Source organism: Pseudoalteromonas sp. PAST1 (assembly GCF_021532515.1).
Lineage (GTDB): Bacteria > Pseudomonadota > Gammaproteobacteria > Enterobacterales > Alteromonadaceae > Pseudoalteromonas > Pseudoalteromonas simplex.
Genome location: NZ_JAKGBH010000029.1, coordinates 17,602 through 34,045, shown reverse-complemented (window position 1 = coordinate 34,045; position 16,444 = coordinate 17,602). Strand labels below are relative to the sequence as shown.

Annotated in this window: 14 protein-coding genes and 10 tRNA genes; 21 read left to right on the top strand and 3 right to left on the bottom strand. The window is 42.2% G+C overall.

Going from position 1 to position 16,444, the window contains the following annotated elements; genetic code table 11:
- Together prfA and hemA are read right to left on the bottom strand one after the other, a co-directional pair.
- Entirely contained in the window at nucleotides 1-1,086 is a 1,086-nt protein-coding gene (gene prfA / locus L1272_RS14755; protein ID WP_054551648.1) for a peptide chain release factor 1, read from the bottom strand.
- A 7-nt stretch (nucleotides 1,087-1,093) separates the two neighbouring features.
- Nucleotides 1,094-2,350, bottom strand: coding sequence for a glutamyl-tRNA reductase (gene hemA, locus L1272_RS14750; protein WP_054551649.1), 1,257 nt, complete (start codon nucleotides 2,348-2,350; stop codon nucleotides 1,094-1,096).
- An 83-nt stretch (nucleotides 2,351-2,433) separates the two neighbouring features.
- On the opposite strand from hemA, the gene lolB reads away from it, so the two are divergent.
- The 16 genes from lolB (at nucleotide 2,434) to L1272_RS14670 (ending at nucleotide 9,286) form a co-directional block, all read left to right on the top strand.
- Nucleotides 2,434-3,021, top strand: coding sequence for a lipoprotein insertase outer membrane protein LolB (gene lolB / locus L1272_RS14745; protein ID WP_138602686.1), 588 nt, complete (start codon nucleotides 2,434-2,436; stop codon nucleotides 3,019-3,021).
- Nucleotides 3,022-3,023: 2 nt separating this feature from the next.
- Entirely contained in the window at nucleotides 3,024-3,890 is an 867-nt protein-coding gene (gene ispE, locus L1272_RS14740) for a 4-(cytidine 5'-diphospho)-2-C-methyl-D-erythritol kinase (protein ID WP_054551651.1), read from the top strand.
- A gap of 79 nt (nucleotides 3,891-3,969) precedes the next feature.
- Nucleotides 3,970-4,917 (top strand): ribose-phosphate pyrophosphokinase, encoded by a 948-nt coding sequence (locus L1272_RS14735; protein ID WP_054551652.1) that lies wholly within the window; start codon nucleotides 3,970-3,972, stop codon nucleotides 4,915-4,917.
- A gap of 152 nt (nucleotides 4,918-5,069) precedes the next feature.
- Complete coding sequence (locus L1272_RS14730) at nucleotides 5,070-5,681, top strand: 50S ribosomal protein L25/general stress protein Ctc (RefSeq protein ID WP_054551653.1); 612 nt, start codon at nucleotides 5,070-5,072, stop codon at nucleotides 5,679-5,681.
- A gap of 19 nt (nucleotides 5,682-5,700) precedes the next feature.
- Nucleotides 5,701-6,285 carry an aminoacyl-tRNA hydrolase gene (gene pth / locus L1272_RS14725; protein ID WP_082389177.1) on the top strand — a complete coding sequence of 195 codons (585 nt, stop codon included), beginning with the start codon at nucleotides 5,701-5,703 and terminating at the stop codon, nucleotides 6,283-6,285.
- 34 nt (nucleotides 6,286-6,319) lie between these two features.
- A complete protein-coding gene (ychF, locus tag L1272_RS14720; RefSeq protein WP_054551655.1) occupies nucleotides 6,320-7,411 on the top strand; it encodes a redox-regulated ATPase YchF in 1,092 nt (363 codons plus the stop codon).
- A 636-nt stretch (nucleotides 7,412-8,047) separates the two neighbouring features.
- A tRNA-Met gene (locus L1272_RS14715) sits at nucleotides 8,048-8,124 on the top strand.
- Nucleotides 8,125-8,184: 60 nt separating this feature from the next.
- Nucleotides 8,185-8,269, top strand: a tRNA-Leu gene (locus L1272_RS14710).
- Between the two features lie 36 nt (nucleotides 8,270-8,305).
- Nucleotides 8,306-8,380, top strand: a tRNA-Gln gene (locus tag L1272_RS14705).
- 4 nt (nucleotides 8,381-8,384) lie between these two features.
- Nucleotides 8,385-8,461 (top strand) — tRNA-Met (locus L1272_RS14700).
- Nucleotides 8,462-8,548: 87 nt separating this feature from the next.
- Nucleotides 8,549-8,633: transfer RNA gene (locus tag L1272_RS14695), tRNA-Leu, on the top strand.
- Nucleotides 8,634-8,673: 40 nt separating this feature from the next.
- A tRNA-Gln gene (locus L1272_RS14690) sits at nucleotides 8,674-8,748 on the top strand.
- Between the two features lie 70 nt (nucleotides 8,749-8,818).
- Nucleotides 8,819-8,903 (top strand) — tRNA-Leu (locus tag L1272_RS14685).
- A gap of 40 nt (nucleotides 8,904-8,943) precedes the next feature.
- Nucleotides 8,944-9,018, top strand: a tRNA-Gln gene (locus L1272_RS14680).
- Nucleotides 9,019-9,088: 70 nt separating this feature from the next.
- Nucleotides 9,089-9,173 (top strand) — tRNA-Leu (locus L1272_RS14675).
- Between the two features lie 38 nt (nucleotides 9,174-9,211).
- Nucleotides 9,212-9,286 (top strand) — tRNA-Gln (locus tag L1272_RS14670).
- Between the two features lie 293 nt (nucleotides 9,287-9,579).
- On the opposite strand, the gene L1272_RS14665 is transcribed toward L1272_RS14670, so the two are convergent.
- Nucleotides 9,580-10,749 (bottom strand): FAD-dependent oxidoreductase, encoded by a 1,170-nt coding sequence (locus L1272_RS14665; RefSeq protein ID WP_199528671.1) that lies wholly within the window; start codon nucleotides 10,747-10,749, stop codon nucleotides 9,580-9,582.
- Between the two features lie 258 nt (nucleotides 10,750-11,007).
- On the opposite strand from L1272_RS14665, the gene miaB reads away from it, so the two are divergent.
- The 5 genes from miaB to lnt are packed head-to-tail and all read left to right on the top strand — an operon-like array spanning nucleotide 11,008 to nucleotide 16,442.
- Nucleotides 11,008-12,453: a tRNA (N6-isopentenyl adenosine(37)-C2)-methylthiotransferase MiaB gene (gene miaB / locus L1272_RS14660; protein ID WP_054551657.1), complete on the top strand. Its 1,446-nt coding sequence runs from the start codon at nucleotides 11,008-11,010 to the stop codon at nucleotides 12,451-12,453.
- Nucleotides 12,454-12,502: 49 nt separating this feature from the next.
- On the top strand, nucleotides 12,503-13,555 hold the full coding sequence (locus tag L1272_RS14655; RefSeq protein ID WP_054551658.1) for a PhoH family protein: 1,053 nt from the start codon (nucleotides 12,503-12,505) through the stop codon (nucleotides 13,553-13,555).
- Nucleotides 13,552-14,007, top strand: a complete 456-nt coding sequence (ybeY, locus tag L1272_RS14650; protein ID WP_199528672.1) for an rRNA maturation RNase YbeY — start codon at nucleotides 13,552-13,554, stop codon at nucleotides 14,005-14,007. Before L1272_RS14655 ends, ybeY begins: the two co-directional genes overlap by 4 nt.
- A 22-nt stretch (nucleotides 14,008-14,029) precedes the next feature.
- Nucleotides 14,030-14,914 carry a CNNM family magnesium/cobalt transport protein CorC gene (corC, locus tag L1272_RS14645; protein ID WP_054551660.1) on the top strand — a complete coding sequence of 295 codons (885 nt, stop codon included), beginning with the start codon at nucleotides 14,030-14,032 and terminating at the stop codon, nucleotides 14,912-14,914.
- Nucleotides 14,895-16,442, top strand: a complete 1,548-nt coding sequence (gene lnt / locus L1272_RS14640) for an apolipoprotein N-acyltransferase (RefSeq protein ID WP_199528673.1) — start codon at nucleotides 14,895-14,897, stop codon at nucleotides 16,440-16,442. Before corC ends, lnt begins: the two co-directional genes overlap by 20 nt.
- Nucleotides 16,443-16,444 lie beyond the last annotated feature (2 nt).

The window sequence follows — 16,444 nt, the reverse complement described above, 5'->3', positions numbered from 1 at the left end:
TTATTCATCGCCCATCGCGGCAAGTAAGTCAGCTTGGTGTTCTTGCATTAGAGGTTCGATAACACTTCCTAAATCACCAGCAACCACTTCATTCAAACGATAAAGTGTTAAATTAATACGGTGATCGGTAATACGACCTTGCGGGTAGTTATAAGTACGAATACGCTCAGAACGGTCACCGCTACCTACTAGGTTACGACGTTCTGATGCTTCCGCCGCTTGACGCTTTTCATCTTCAGCTTGTTGTAAGCGTGCGCCAAGTACAGACATCGCTTTGGCACGGTTTTTATGCTGTGAACGCTCATCCTGACACTCTACAACCACACCCGTTGGAATGTGTGTAATACGGATTGCTGAGTCAGTTTTATTTACGTGCTGACCACCGGCACCCGATGCACGGAAGGTATCGACTTTAATATCAGCAGGGTTAATTTCAATTGCTTCCGCTTCAGGAATTTCGGCCATAACGGCTACCGTACACGCTGAGGTATGAACACGGCCTTGCGATTCTGTCTCTGGAACACGTTGTACACGGTGCGCACCTGATTCAAACTTAAGCTGACCATACACACCTTCGCCAGAGATATGCGCAATCACTTCTTTATAACCGCCGTGCTCACCTTCGTTAGTACTTACTACTTCTACTTTCCACTTTTTAGTTTCAGCGTAGCGGCTGTACATACGGAATAAGTCACCTGCGAAGATAGCAGCTTCATCACCACCGGTACCGGCACGAACCTCTAAATAGACGTTATTATTGTCTTTAGGGTCTTTTGGTAACATTAGAATTTGGATTTCATCTTCTAATGCAATAATTTGTGCTTTTGCTTCTTTGTATTCTTCTTGCGCCATTTCACGCATATCAGGATCAGAGTCTTTTAACATTTCTTCTGCTGTAGCAACATCATCTTGGGCTTGTTGGTAAGCTAAAAATGCTTTTACGATTTCTTCTAATTCTGAGTATTCTTTAGATAAGGCACGAAAGCGATTTTGGTCGCTGATCACAGAGGGGTCGCTTAGTAGCGCTTGCACTTCCTCATAACGCTCAACTAAGGTTTCTAATTTTCTATAAACAGACTCTTTCATTTAACGACTATTCCTGATCAATACCTAACATTTTCTTTAATTGGCTTAACTCCGCTGCTTCACCTTTTTTAGCAGCATCTTGAATGGCACGGGTAGGTGCGTGCATCAAGCGGTTGGTCAGTTTGTTTGCCAACTCGAGTATTACTTTTTCTGCCTCTTTACCTGCTTGTAGCTGGCCAAGGGCTTTTTCGACAAGTTCTGACTTTATATCTTGTACATCGTTGCGATAATGGCGAATAAGATCCACCGAATCGAGTGAACGCAACCACATAGCAAATTCATCGGTACGTGAGCGAATAATAGCTTGCGCTTGCTCCGCAGCCTGCTCACGAGCGGCGATATTCTCGCTTACTATGGCTTGTAAGTCATCAACTGAATACAAATAGGCAGCATCTAATTCGCCTACTTGGCTTTCGATATCACGCGGTACCGCGATATCGATAAATAACATTGGTTTGTGGCGGCGCTTTTTCAACGCCTGCTCTACCACCCCTTTACCGATAATAGGTAAGGTACTGGCGGTTGAACTAATAACAATATCGGCGTCGTGTAAACGCTCAGGTAACTGGGCAAGTGCAATCACATCCGCATCAACCTCACTCGCTAAAGTTTTAGCGCGTTCAATAGTACGGTTTGCCACCGTGATTTTTTGCGGATCGTTTTGGTATAAGTGCTTAGCAACTAGTTCAATCGTTTCACCTGCACCAATTAGCAGTACATTGGTTTTATCTAGTTTGCCGTAAATATGTTTCGCAAGATTAACCGCGGCATAAGCAACAGATACTGCGCTAGCACCAATATCAGTTTCGGTACGAACTTGTTTTGCGACAGAAAATGTTTTTTGAAACAAACGGTCAAAAGTTACACCAATGGCATCGTGAGTTTTTGCATTATGGTAGGCTTGTTTTATTTGCCCTAAAATTTGCGGCTCACCGAGTACTAACGAATCTAGACCACAAGACACTCGCATTAAATGATTAATTGCTTCGTGATCTTCATGATAATAGATATTATTGCTCAGTTCATGTTCATCCAATCCATGGAAACTGGCTAACCAGTGCAACAGGGTTTGGGAATTACGCTCAGCAAGGCTACAATAGATTTCAGTTCGGTTGCAGGTCGAAACAATAACCGCTTCATTAAAATGCGCATGACCACTTAATTGCTGTAACGCCTCAGACATTTGCTCAGGCGAAAACGCGACTTTTTCGCGTAATTCTACGGATGCGGTTTTGTGATTTATACCAAGTGCTACGATGGTCATATGTACCAAATATTGCTAAGCCCAGCTGTAAAGGCATTAATTTTACCAAAAATCAGCGGAATATGGAAAGTAAGGAACGACATTTGATTAAACAATATTTGATTTTATTCATGTTTTTTTTATTTATCGGCGGTTGTGCGCAAAAAATTTCAACAGTTGATTACATTTATCCTGACTGGAAAAGCCGATTAGAACAACAAGCTCAATGGCAAGTGCAAGGCAAAATGGCATTTATTAGTACAGAGCAGCGCCAGTCAGCCAATTTAAATTGGCAACATGATGAGCAATACAGCGACATGGTGCTTACCAGTTTTATTGGTACCCGTATTCTGTCTTTAAAGCAAAATGCACAAGGTGCTGAACTTGAGTATGACGACAATGTATATACCGACCGTGATGCCTCAATGTTGTTATATCGTTTAACCGGTTTTTCAATCCCATTAGATAATGCCGCAAAGTGGCTAAAAGGTACTGTCGAGAGCGACCAAGCAAGCTATGATGAGCAAGGCCGTTTAAAAAGTCTTATTTGGCAAGCTCACAATGGTCAACAGTGGCAAATAACCTATTCAGACTTCATCAAACAAGATGGTTATTGGCTTCCTGTTAAGCTAAGCCTTAAAAACAATAAAATTCGTATTAAAATTCAACTTAATGATTGGCAGTTAAATTAATCATGACACACGCTTCAACCGCCCCGCTAACGTTAATAGCACCTGCAAAACTTAATTTATTCCTTCATATAAATGGTCGCCGTAAAGATGGCTACCATGAACTCGAAACCTTATTTACCTTTTTAGAATTTGGTGATGACTTAACATTTACTGTCAACAACGAGCCAAATATTACAGTAACCGGTGATACAAACGGTATTGAGCTTGCAGATAACCTTATATATAAAGCAGCCCGTTTATTACAACAGCACTGTGATTGCCAACAAGGCGCTTCAATAAAGCTATTAAAACGTTTGCCTATGGGCGGCGGTGTTGGCGGCGGCTCATCTGATGCCGCCACTACCCTGCTTGCTCTTAATAAACTATGGGGCTGTGATTTATCACTTACAGAATTAGCTCAGCTTGGGGTGAAATTAGGCGCTGATGTACCAGTATTTATCAATGGTCACACTGCCATTGCCCATGGGATTGGCGAGCAACTAGAAAATATTGAATTACCGCAAAGTTGGTTCTGTGTAGTGCATCCAGGGCAGCATGTGAGCACCGCGAAAATTTTTACCCACCCAGATTTAAAGCGCGACACACCTAAGCTAAAAGCAGACTGGCAAACAGAAAATTTAGGCAATGATTGTGAGGCTTTAGTTAAAAAGCTCTGCCCCGAGGTTGAAAAAGCCCTGCAGTGGTTGCTAAAATACGCCCCGTCAAAGATGACTGGTACAGGCGCTTGCTGCTTTGCTGAGTTTTCAACCGAGGCACAAGCACAACAAGTTTTAGCTCAATTACCAGAAAAATGGACAGGTTTTGTTGCAAGTAGTGCTACACTTTCTCCTGCTCATACAGCATTAAATGCTCACTTTGAAATGAAGTAACGTACAAGTAAATGTTAACCTGCTTTGGTGCCTACCATAGCCTGTTAGTCCCAAAATTCAGTGCCTGAGGAACCCTACCGTGCCTGACATGAAGCTCTTCGCTGGTAACGCAACACCTGAGCTAGCTCAAAAAGTTGCAAAACGTTTGTATATTGAATTAGGCGATGCTGTTGTTGGCCGTTTTAGTGACGGTGAGATCAGTGTTCAAATTAATGAAAATGTTCGTGGCTCTGACGTTTTCATTGTCCAATCAACCTGTAACCCTACTAACGATAACTTAATGGAGCTTATCGTTATGGTTGATGCCCTACGTCGTGCGTCTGCTGGACGTATTACTGCCGTTATCCCTTACTTTGGTTATTCACGTCAAGACCGCCGCGTGCGTTCTGCTCGTGTACCAATTACAGCTAAAGTAGTTGCAGATTTCCTTTCAAGTGTTGGTGTTGACCGCGTTCTAACGGTTGATTTACACGCTGAACAAATCCAAGGTTTCTTCGACGTACCAGTTGATAACGTATTTGGTAGCCCAGTTCTACTTGAAGATATGAAAGAACGCGACTTCGATGACGTTGTTGTTGTTTCTCCTGATATCGGTGGTGTTGTTCGAGCTCGTGCAATCGCTAAGCTATTAAACGACACAGACCTTGCTATTATCGACAAGCGTCGTCCACAAGCAAACGTTTCACAAGTAATGCACATTATTGGTGACGTTGAAGGTCGTGACTGTATCATCGTTGATGACATGATCGATACCGGTGGTACTTTATGTAAAGCAGCAGCAGCGCTTAAAGAACACGGTGCAAAACGCGTATTTGCTTACGCTACTCACCCAGTACTTTCAGGTAATGCCGCTGAGAACATTCGTAACTCAGTCATTGACGAAGTTATCGTAACTGACTCAATCACACTATCTGATGAGCTTAAAGCAATTGATAAAATCAAAGTGCTTACACTTGCAGATATGCTTGCTGAAACAATCCGTCGTATCAGCAACGAAGAATCTATTTCAGCGATGTTTGAACACTAATCAACATCACTGCAATACTAAAAAAAGCACCGCTTAGGTGCTTTTTTTGTAGTCGTTATTTATTTTCCCCGAAAGGGGTGGTATGATAGCGCGCCTTTTGGCTAGGGACCTTGGTCGCAAAGGCCCTAAGACTATTAATTATTGGAGACATTATGTCAACTTACACATACAATGCAGAATTACGTACAGAAACAGGTACTGGTGCGAGCCGCCGCCTACGCCGTGAAGATAAAGTTCCTGCAATCCTTTACGGTGCTGACAAAGAAGCTGCATCAATCGTTCTTGCACACAAAGATATGATCAAAGCGCAAGAAGACGAAGGTTTCTACACGCACATCCTTACTTTAAACATCGGTGGCGAGTCAGTTGAAGCTATCCTTAAAGATATTCAACGTCACCCGTACAAGCCTAAGATCACTCACTTAGACTTCCAACGTGTAGATGCTACTCACAAACTTCACACTAAAGTGCCTGTACACTTCATCGGTGAAGAGAAAGTAACTAAAGCTGGTAACACTGTTGTTCACCAATTAACTGAAATCGAAATCACGTGTCTTCCTAAAGCACTTCCTGAGTTCGTTGAAGTTAACGTTTCAGATTTAGTAGCTGGTGATTCAATCCACCTTTCTGACCTTAAACTTCCTTCAGGTGTTTCATCTGTTGAGCTAACTAAAGGCGCTGATCACGATCAGTCAGTTGTTACTGTTAAAGCTAACAAAGCAGCTCCAGCTGAAGAAGAAGCTTCAGAAGACGCTGCAGAATAATTTTTAAGGTGTAAACACCTTGAATTCTATTCAAATGCTTGTGGGCCTGGCTAATCCAGGCCCCGAATACGCAAACACACGCCATAATGCAGGTGCTTGGTTCATCGAAGAACTGGCTGCACGTTATAACTGCACACTCAAACATGATCCTAAATATCACGGCCTCACCGGCAAAGTGATTATTCAAGGCCAAGAATTTAAATTACTGATCCCTACAACTTATATGAATTTAAGTGGTAAGGCGGTGAGTAGTCTCGCTAATTTCTTTAAAATCCCTGTTGAGAACATTCTCGTTGCTCATGACGAAATGGACTTAGATCCTGGGATTGCAAAACTTAAAAAAGGTGGCGGCCACGGCGGTCACAATGGTTTAAAAGATATTATTGCGAAAATGGCAAACCAAAAAGATTTCATGCGCCTTCGTATAGGCATTGGTCATCCAGGTCACCGAGAAATGGTAACAGGCTGGGTGCTAGGTAAAGCCGCGAAAGACGATCAAGAAAAAATGGACGCCGCCGTTGACGAAGCAGTTCGTTGTATGGAAATACTTGCAAAAGATGGTGTGTTAAAAGCACAAAACAGACTACATTCATTTAAACCTTAATCCGTTTTAATGAAATTACACAAGGTATCTTACTATGGGTTTTAAATGTGGCATCGTTGGTTTGCCAAACGTTGGTAAATCAACTCTATTTAATGCACTAACTAAAGCGGGTATTGAAGCCGCTAACTTCCCTTTCTGTACCATTGAGCCTAACACGGGTGTGGTACCGGTTCCTGATGCGCGCTTAAATGATTTAGCCGCTATCGTAAATCCTCAGCGTATTTTACCAACGACGATGGAATTCGTTGATATTGCAGGTCTAGTAAAAGGCGCATCGAAAGGTGAAGGTTTAGGTAACCAATTCTTAGCAAACATTCGTGAAACAGATGCGATTGGTCACGTTGTTCGTTGTTTTGAAGACGAAAACATTGTTCACGTTGCTGGCACAATTGACCCTGCTGATGATATCGACGTAATTAACACTGAATTAGTACTTGCTGATATGGACAGTGCTGATAAAGCGATTGTTCGTAATGCTAAAAAAGCAAAAGGCGGCGACAAAGACGCTAAAGAGCAAAATGCTGTTTTAGAAAAAGTAAAAGTACACTTAGATGAAGGTTTAACGTTACGTTCTTTAGAACTAACTAAAGAAGAAAAAGCAGCAATTAAGCCACTTAACTTCTTAACAATCAAACCGACCATGTATATTGCGAACGTGGCAGAAGATGGTTTTGAAAATAACCCTTACCTAGACAAAGTACGTGAAATTGCCGCTGCAGAAGATGCGGTTGTTATTCCAGTATGTGCAGCGATTGAATCTGAGTTATCTGAACTTGAAGAAGAAGATAAACTAGAATTTATGGCTGACCTAGGTTTAGAAGAACCAGGTCTTAACTTAGTGATCCGTGGTGGTTACGAGTTACTTAAATTACAAACCTACTTCACTGCTGGCGTTAAAGAAGTACGTGCATGGACAATCCCAGTAGGTGCGACTGCACCACAAGCTGCGGGCAAAATCCACACTGACTTTGAGCGTGGCTTTATCCGTGCACAAACTATCGCATTTGACGACTACATTGCGTTTAAAGGCGAAAGCGGTGCTAAAGAAGCTGGTAAGATGCGTCAAGAAGGTAAAGAGTACATCGTTAAAGACGGCGATGTGATGAACTTCTTATTTAACGTATAAGCATATTTGCTCATTCGATTTTAAAAGGCTCGTTATCACGAGCCTTTTTTATTGCCTAAATATTACTAACCCTTCCCTAAATCATCAAAGCATGGTGGGTAATACTTCTGCAGCCTCACCTCTGCTTGTTCTTTTTAGTGATGTACGGTGTTATTTATGCTTAACAGTGAATCATCGTCGAAAGCAAATGAGTGATAACAACAGTTAATTGAGGGGATTTCAAAGCTCGCTAGCAATTTTGCGACCTATTGACTGCTCGATTAGCAAATTGTCGGGATTTTAAAAGTAAAAATAAGCCCCCTTAATGACAAAATAGCCTATATAAATTCATTCGCTTTCGCTTTTTTATGTTTAAATCACCTAAAAGATCACGCTAACTAATTTTGAAACTTGATTTTTGTATAAAAATCAAGCAGCTTTAAATGTACGTTTTAAAACTCTTACGATGCGTTTGGGAATTAAACTCATAAATTGCAGTCAAAAAAACAGCAATTTAAATGAAATTTCGCCACTTAGCTTAATTTTAATGCAAACAAACACTGATAAGCATTTTTTTGCAAAAAAGGTGTTGACGGATTTAGGTCATATCAGCATAATACGCCCCGCACTCAGCGATGAAGTGCTAACAAAAAAGATGGCTAAGTAGCTCAGTTGGTTAGAGCACATCACTCATAATGATGGGGTCACAGGTTCAAATCCCGTCTTAGCCACCATTCTTTTTGTTGCTCAATGAAGAGTTTAAAATAACTACCAGTACTTTAAGTACGAATTATGCGGGAGTGGCGGAATTGGTAGACGCGCTGGATTTAGGTTCCAGTAACTTCGGTTGTGAGAGTTCAAGTCTCTCCTTCCGCACCATGTTCTTGATAAGAACTCAAACTATCAAGCTTTTGTTGGGATATCGCCAAGCGGTAAGGCAGCAGGTTTTGATCCTGCCATTCCCAGGTTCAAATCCTGGTATCCCAGCCACGATGGCTAAGTAGCTCAGTTGGTTAGAGCACATCACTCATAATGATGGGGTCACAGGTTCAAATCCCGTCTTAGCCACCATTCTTTCTTAAGAATGGCTCTGCAGGAGTTAAAGCTGCACTCAATGAAGAGTTTAAAATAACTACCAGTACTTTGAGTACGAATGATGCGGGAGTGGCGGAATTGGTAGACGCGCTGGATTTAGGTTCCAGTAACTTCGGTTGTGAGAGTTCAAGTCTCTCCTTCCGCACCATGTTCTTGATAAGAACCAAAACTATCAAATTATTCTTTGTTGGGATATCGCCAAGCGGTAAGGCAGCAGGTTTTGATCCTGCCATTCCCAGGTTCAAATCCTGGTATCCCAGCCACTTTCTCAAAGTGTTAAAGAATGCTCAATGAAGAGTCTAAAATAACTACCAGTACATTAGTACGAACGATGCGGGAGTGGCGGAATTGGTAGACGCGCTGGATTTAGGTTCCAGTAACTTCGGTTGTGAGAGTTCAAGTCTCTCCTTCCGCACCATGTTCTTGATAAGAACTCAAACTATCAAATTATTCTTTGTTGGGATATCGCCAAGCGGTAAGGCAGCAGGTTTTGATCCTGCCATTCCCAGGTTCAAATCCTGGTATCCCAGCCACTTTCTCAAAGTGATAAAGAATACTCAATGAAGAGTCTAAAATAACTACCAGTACATTAGTACAAATGATGCGGGAGTGGCGGAATTGGTAGACGCGCTGGATTTAGGTTCCAGTAACTTCGGTTGTGAGAGTTCAAGTCTCTCCTTCCGCACCATGTTCTTAAGTAGAACTAAAACTCTTCAAGTTTAGCGTTGGGATATCGCCAAGCGGTAAGGCAGCAGGTTTTGATCCTGCCATTCCCAGGTTCAAATCCTGGTATCCCAGCCAACTACTTACTTCCCTTTCAAGTTTCAAGTTTCAAGTTTCTCCAAAGTATATTCGGTAATTTTATACCAATTCGCTTAATTAAGTAGTCTATTTTGAGGCAATCAAACCTCGTTGATAACAAGGCAAAAATTTCGTTATTTAGTTGTTCTAAATCAGAAATTTTTAACGCAGGTAGCGACAGGTTTAATCCCTCAAAATGATTAAGTATTATTGCGGATTGGTATTAGCACAAAAAAACGGGCTAATTTTCATTACCCCGCTTCTTTGCCTTTTGTACGATTAATTTTTTACTATTAACTTAATGTCCCGCTAATCGCATACTTTAAAACCCAGTTCTTTGCAGGGCCTGTGTTATTAGCAAGCTTTAAAAACTTACTGCGCACCCAGCTCAGTGGTTTAATCTCGTTTGAAAAACCAAAATAACATGCATCCATCATACTCATCATTAGTAAATTAGCGTGGCGGCGTTTTTTCTCGTAGCGCTTTAATAACGCTTGCTGACCAACATCAGGTTGATCTGCCAAAATATCTGCCAGTGCTACAACATCTTGAAACCCTAGGTTCACACCTTGCCCAGCAAGCGGGTTAATTGTGTGCGCCGAATCACCCAGCAAAACTAAACGTCCGTGCGAGTAATCATTGGCATGTTGGCGTGCAAGTGGAAAGACAGCATGCTCAAGTAATTCAAAGTCGCCCGGTAGTTCAGGAAAATGGTCAATGAGTTTTGCTTTAAGTTGCTCATTCGACAATTTTTGCCACTGCTTTAAAACCGCAGCATCGTGATAACAAATTAAATTAGCGTAAGGCGCCTGCATCGGTAAAAATGCTACAGGCCCGGTTGGCGTAAATTGTTGCCACGTTTTTACCTGCTGCGGGGCATCTAATTTGATTAACACGCCCATGCAATGCTGGCCATATTGCCAACCCGTTACACCTAAACCAGCTTTAGTTCGCAATTGTGACTGTCCACCATCTGCAGCAACAACTAAATCAGCGGTATATTGAGTATCGCCATAATGTAAGGTGATTGAATCAACCGTTTGAGTAATATCCGTGATGGCTGATAACTGCTCTATCACTTCGATGTTGTACTTGGCGAATTGCTGCCAAAGACTTGCTTGAATTAAATTATTTTCGATTAAATGACCTAAATGCGTTTCGCCAATCTCATGGCTATCAAACAATAAATTTTCGCCTTGTTGCTGGTAGGCCTCTAATTGTTGATAAGGTGCGATACGATTTTGTCTTAGTAATGGCATTGCACCAAGCTCATCAAGTAAATTCTCTGAAAAACGATTAATAGCCGAAATGCGAATATCAACCTTATCTGAGCTTAAAATTTGATCAGCATCGATAAGGTGCTTTTCAATAACGGTGACATCCCTACCCTGCTTAGCCAGTTTTACAGCAGTAGCAGCACCTACCATGCCGCCACCGACAACAATTACCTTATTTTTATTCATTTAATATTCGCTCATTTGGCTATTTAAATACGGGATAAATTGTAACGTAATTCAATATTGCGTGTCAGTGCATTTACCGCTTATGAATTTCAAAACAGTGACTTGTTTGATTTCACACCACAAAGATAAAAACTATACTTGGATCTGTGCGGGTATCCAGCTAAAATACGCGTCCTTTAAGTCGGCATACTTGCCACTTAATCCTGTTTCTAACACATTTTTGTGTCACTACCGAATTGAAAACGAGGCTATATTTCAATGAGTAAAAAGCTGCATATTAAAACCTGGGGTTGTCAGATGAACGAGTACGACTCTCAGAAAATGGCTGATCTACTAGATGCGACTAACGGCTATCAGTTAACTGAAGAAGCTGAAGACGCTGACGTGATCTTACTCAATACCTGTTCAATCCGTGAAAAGGCACAAGAGAAAGTATTCCATCAGCTAGGCCGTTGGAAACTATTAAAAGACGACAAACCAGAGTTAATCATTGGTGTTGGTGGCTGTGTTGCATCGCAAGAAGGTGACTCAATTCGTCAACGTGCGCCGTTTGTTGATGTAATCTTTGGCCCGCAAACATTACACCGCTTACCAGAAATGATTAAGCAAGTGCAAAGTGGCGACAGCAGCTCGGTAGTTGACGTTTCATTCCCTGAGATTGAAAAGTTCGACCGTTTACCTGAGCCAAAAGCGGAAGGCCCTACTGCGTTTGTATCAATTATGGAAGGTTGTTCTAAATACTGTACATTCTGCGTAGTGCCTTATACGCGTGGTGAAGAAGTAAGCCGTCCACTTGATGACGTATTACTTGAAGTTGCCCAACTTGCAGAGCAAGGTGTTCGCGAAGTAAACCTACTTGGTCAAAACGTAAATGCGTATCGTGGTGAAACTCACGACGGTGAAATTTGTTACTTCTCTGATCTATTACGTTATGTCGCTGCGATTGACGGTATTGACCGCATTCGTTATACCACATCGCACCCAGTAGAATTTACACCAGATATCATTGATGCGTACGCAGACGTACCTGAGCTTGTTGACCACCTACACTTACCAGTGCAAAGTGGTTCAGACCGTGTTCTTAACCTTATGAAACGTGGTCACACTGCACTCGAGTACAAATCTACGATTCGTAAGTTACGTAAAATTCGCCCTAACCTAAGCATGTCTTCAGACTTCATCATTGGTTTCCCAGGCGAAAGCAAAGCAGACTTTGAAGCAACTATGAACCTTATCAATGACATTGGTTTTGATATGAGCTTTAGCTTCATCTACAGTGCGCGCCCTGGTACGCCTGCTGCTGATTTACCAGATGACGTAACAGAGCAAGAGAAAAAAGAACGTTTATACATTCTGCAAAACCGTATCACGCAAATGGCGCAGCAAATCAGCCGCCAAATGTTTGATACCGAACAGCGTATCCTAGTTGAAGGTCCTTCTAAGAAGAACCCAATGGAATTACGTGGCCGTACTGAGAACAACCGAGTGGTTAACTTTGAAGGCCCTCACTCAGTGATCGGTCAATTCGTTGATGTACGTATTACAGAAGCATTGCCAAACTCTTTACGTGGTGAATTAATTCGTACAGAATCAGAAATGAACTTACGCCGTGATGTGGCACCTTCAGCTATTTTAAATAAAGCTGCTGAAGCTGAGGCCGCTACGGCCCCTAACGAAATTGGCGTTGCTACTTTCGTACCTTAGGGTGACACTTGGTGCAGGCACAGCCTGCACCCATCAATAGGAAGCAATTTTGAGTAATCAATTAAAAACATTAGAGATTTATTTAGAACCCGCCGACAACAAACGCCTTTCATCTTTATGTGGTCCGTTTGACGAGAACATTAAGCAAATTGAACGCCGCCTTGGTGTTGAGATTGCACACCGTGATAATTTCTTCAGAGTAACCGGTAAACTGCACCTTGCAGCAGCGGCTGTTGAGATACTAAAAAACCTCTATATTGAAACTCAACCTATTCGCGGCCTGATTGGCGAGATTGAACCTGAAGCCGTACATTTGGCAATTAGCGAATCAAATGCGCTTGAGCAAGATGAAAACCCAGGTGTATATGGCAAAGACATGGTGATTAAAACTCGCCGTGGCGTTATTAAACCGCGCAATGATAATCAAGGCGTGTATGTTGCAAATATTTTGCACCACGATATTACCTTTGGTATTGGCCCAGCCGGTACAGGTAAAACTTATTTAGCGGTTGCTGCAGCTGTTGATGCTTTAGAGCGTCAAGAAATTCGCCGTATTTTATTAACTCGTCCTGCGGTTGAAGCTGGTGAAAAACTAGGCTTTTTACCAGGTGACTTAAGCCAAAAAATCGACCCGTATTTACGCCCTCTATACGATGCATTATTTGAAATGCTGGGTTTTGAGCGTGTAGAAAAGCTGATTGAGAAAAACGTGATTGAAGTTGCGCCACTTGCTTACATGCGTGGTCGTACGCTAAATGACGCGTTTATTATTCTCGATGAAAGCCAAAACACCACAGCAGAACAAATGAAAATGTTCTTAACCCGTATTGGTTTTAATTCAAAAGCGGTGATCACGGGTGATATTACACAAGTCGATTTACCACGCGGTGCCCGCTCAGGCCTACGTCATGCCATCGAAGTATTAAACGGTGTCGATGAAATTAGCTTTAACTTCTTCCAATCACACGATGTGGTTCGCCACCCGGTTGTTGCTCGTATCGTTGAAGCTTATGAGCGAAACGATGAAGCAGAACGTTTAAAACGTGCAGAGAAGCAACGTGCGAAAGAAGCGCAAGCAAACCAACAAGAAGCAAACTCGTGACCGAATTAGATTTACAAATAGCCTGTGAGTTTAACGACTTACCAAGCTTTGAACAATTCCAGCTATGGGCTGACAAAGCCCTCAGCAACTACCGTGAAGATGCAGAGCTGACTATAGTGATCAGCGATGAAGCACAAAGCAGGCAGCTCAACAATGATTACCGCGGAAAAGATAAACCGACTAATGTCTTATCTTTTCCATTTGAAGCACCACCGGGCATTGAGTTACCTTTAGTGGGTGATTTAATCATTTGCCCAGCTATTGTTTTAGCCGAGTCAATTGAGCAAGAAAAAACCTTTCACGACCATTTTGCCCATATGGTTATCCATGGATGCTTGCATTTACTTGGATTTGACCATATAAAGGACGAAGATGCACTTGAAATGGAAAGCATAGAAAAGCAATTACTTGCCGATCTGAACATCGCTGACCCATATCGAGACGATATTTAAATTAACGGAGCAATTAGACGCAATGAGCGACGACAACTCGCAAACTAGCCAGGGTTCTTCTGGCAAAACGTGGCTGGGCCGCATAGCCCAAATGTTGCAAGGGGAACCCCAGAATAGAGAAGAGCTGGTAGAAGTAATTGCCGATGCGCAAGAACGCGACCTTATCGACCCTGAAACCAAAGATATGATTGAAGGGGTGCTAGGTGTATCAGAGCTGAAAGTGCGGGACATCATGATCCCACGCTCGCAAATGGTAACCTTAGAGGTTGATACACCATTAGAAGAGCTATTACCTATGATGGTTGATTCAACACATTCACGTTTTCCTGTGGTATGTGAAGACAAAGACCATGTTGAAGGTATTTTATTAGCAAAAGATTTATTACCACTGATCATCAACAAAGATGAGCAACTGCCTTCTTTACGTGAATATTTGCGTCCTGCAGTTGTAGTGCCTGAAAGTAAACGTGTAGACACGCTGCTTAATGAGTTCCGTCAACAACGTTACCACATGGCGATTGTTATTGATGAGTATGGTGGTGTGTCTGGTCTTGTCACTATCGAAGATATCCTTGAAATCATCGTTGGTGAAATCGAAGACGAGCACGATGAAAGTGAAGACCTACAAGATATTCGCCAAGTTGCAAAGCACGTTTACGCTGTGCAAGCACTGACTGAAGTTGATGACTTTAACGAGTATTTTAAAACTGGTTACAGCACCTCAGATGCTGACACCATAGGTGGTATTGTTTTACATGCATTTGGTCACATGCCAAGTCGTGGTGAAACAATCGAGGTAGAAGGCTTACAATTTAAAGTCACTAACGCAGATAACCGCCGTATCTTACAATTGCAAGTCACCATTCCAAAGGCTGATGATAACGACAGTGAAGAAACTGCTAACTAACCTAAGTCACCTTGCAAAAGATAAAAAAGCCTGGCTCGCACTTGTTGCGGGCCTCTTTTTAACCTTAAGTTACGCACCCTATAACCTATGGTTTATAACTTTTCTTTCCCTTGGTGCTCTACTCTACTGCATTAACCCTCTCGCAAACGGTAAATTAGCCGCTAAACAAAGTGCTAAATATGGCTTTTTATTTGGTTTAGGTTGGTTTGGTGCAGGTATAAGCTGGGTGCATGTATCAATAGCGACCTTTGGTGGCATGCCATTAATCGCATCACTTTCGTTAATGGTGCTGCTTTGTGCTTATTTAGCCCTTTATCCTGCATTAGCTACTTGGCTGACAACACGCCTTGCTACAGGCCCATATAGCTTTATATGTTGGTTACTCGCCGCTATCGCAACCACAGAATACTTACGTGGCACATTGTTAACAGGCTTTCCGTGGCTGAGTTTTGGTTACACGCAAACAGACAGCCCACTTAATTTTTTAGCCCCAGTGATTGGTGAGTTTGGGATTACGCTTGTATGTATGTTAATTGCGTTTGCTTTATATCGCCTAGCAAGCAAAGATGGCAAACCACTTATCGCCTCTGTAGCCCTATTAGCTGGCTTATATACGATTGCAAGCAGCAACCAGCTACACTACCAAGATAAAACCATTAAAACTGTACTGGTGCAGGGTAATATTAAACAGCATCTTCGTTTTGAGCCGTCTGAGTTTTGGACGACTATGAGCAAATACCAAGATATGACTCGCCTGCATTGGAATGCTGATTTAATTGTTTGGCCAGAAGCTGCTGTGCCTGAGCTTGAAGCATTATCAACCGAGTATTTAACAGGCCTTGATAGTGCTGCAACGTTTAATGACACCGCGCTTATTACCGGTATCGTTGATTACCAATACGACACGCGTAACATTTTTAATACCTTAATAGTGCTTGGTAAAAAAGAACACGATGACAGTGAAGGCCACTATCAATATTTAGGTAAAAACCGCTACCAAAAGCATCAGTTATTACCCATTGGTGAGTTTGTGCCGTTTCAGGACTTCTTGCGCCCAATTGCGCCACTGTTTGATTTGCCTATGTCCTCCTTTACCCGTGGTGATGAAGTGCAAAACAATTTACGCGCAAATGGCTTAAACATTTTACCGGCTATTTGCTATGAAATTGCCTTTTCTGAGTTGGTTCGTGGTAATTATCGCAGTGACTCCGACATTTTATTCACGGTGAGTAACGATGCATGGTTCGGTGACTCACATGGCCCGCATCAGCACATGCAAATAGCGCGTATGCGCGCCTTAGAGTTACAGCGCCCGCTAATTCGCGTGACCAACAATGGTATTAGCGCCGTTTACGACCCTATCGCTAAATCACAATTAGCTATGCCACAATTTAAAGCGGATGTACTCGAAGCCAATATCACGTTAATTAAAGGCGATAGCATTTATAGTCAATATGGCAATTGGCCAGTATGGGCGGTAGTGATATTACTGAGCGCTGTGGGTGTATTTGTTAGGGTTAAGAAATAACA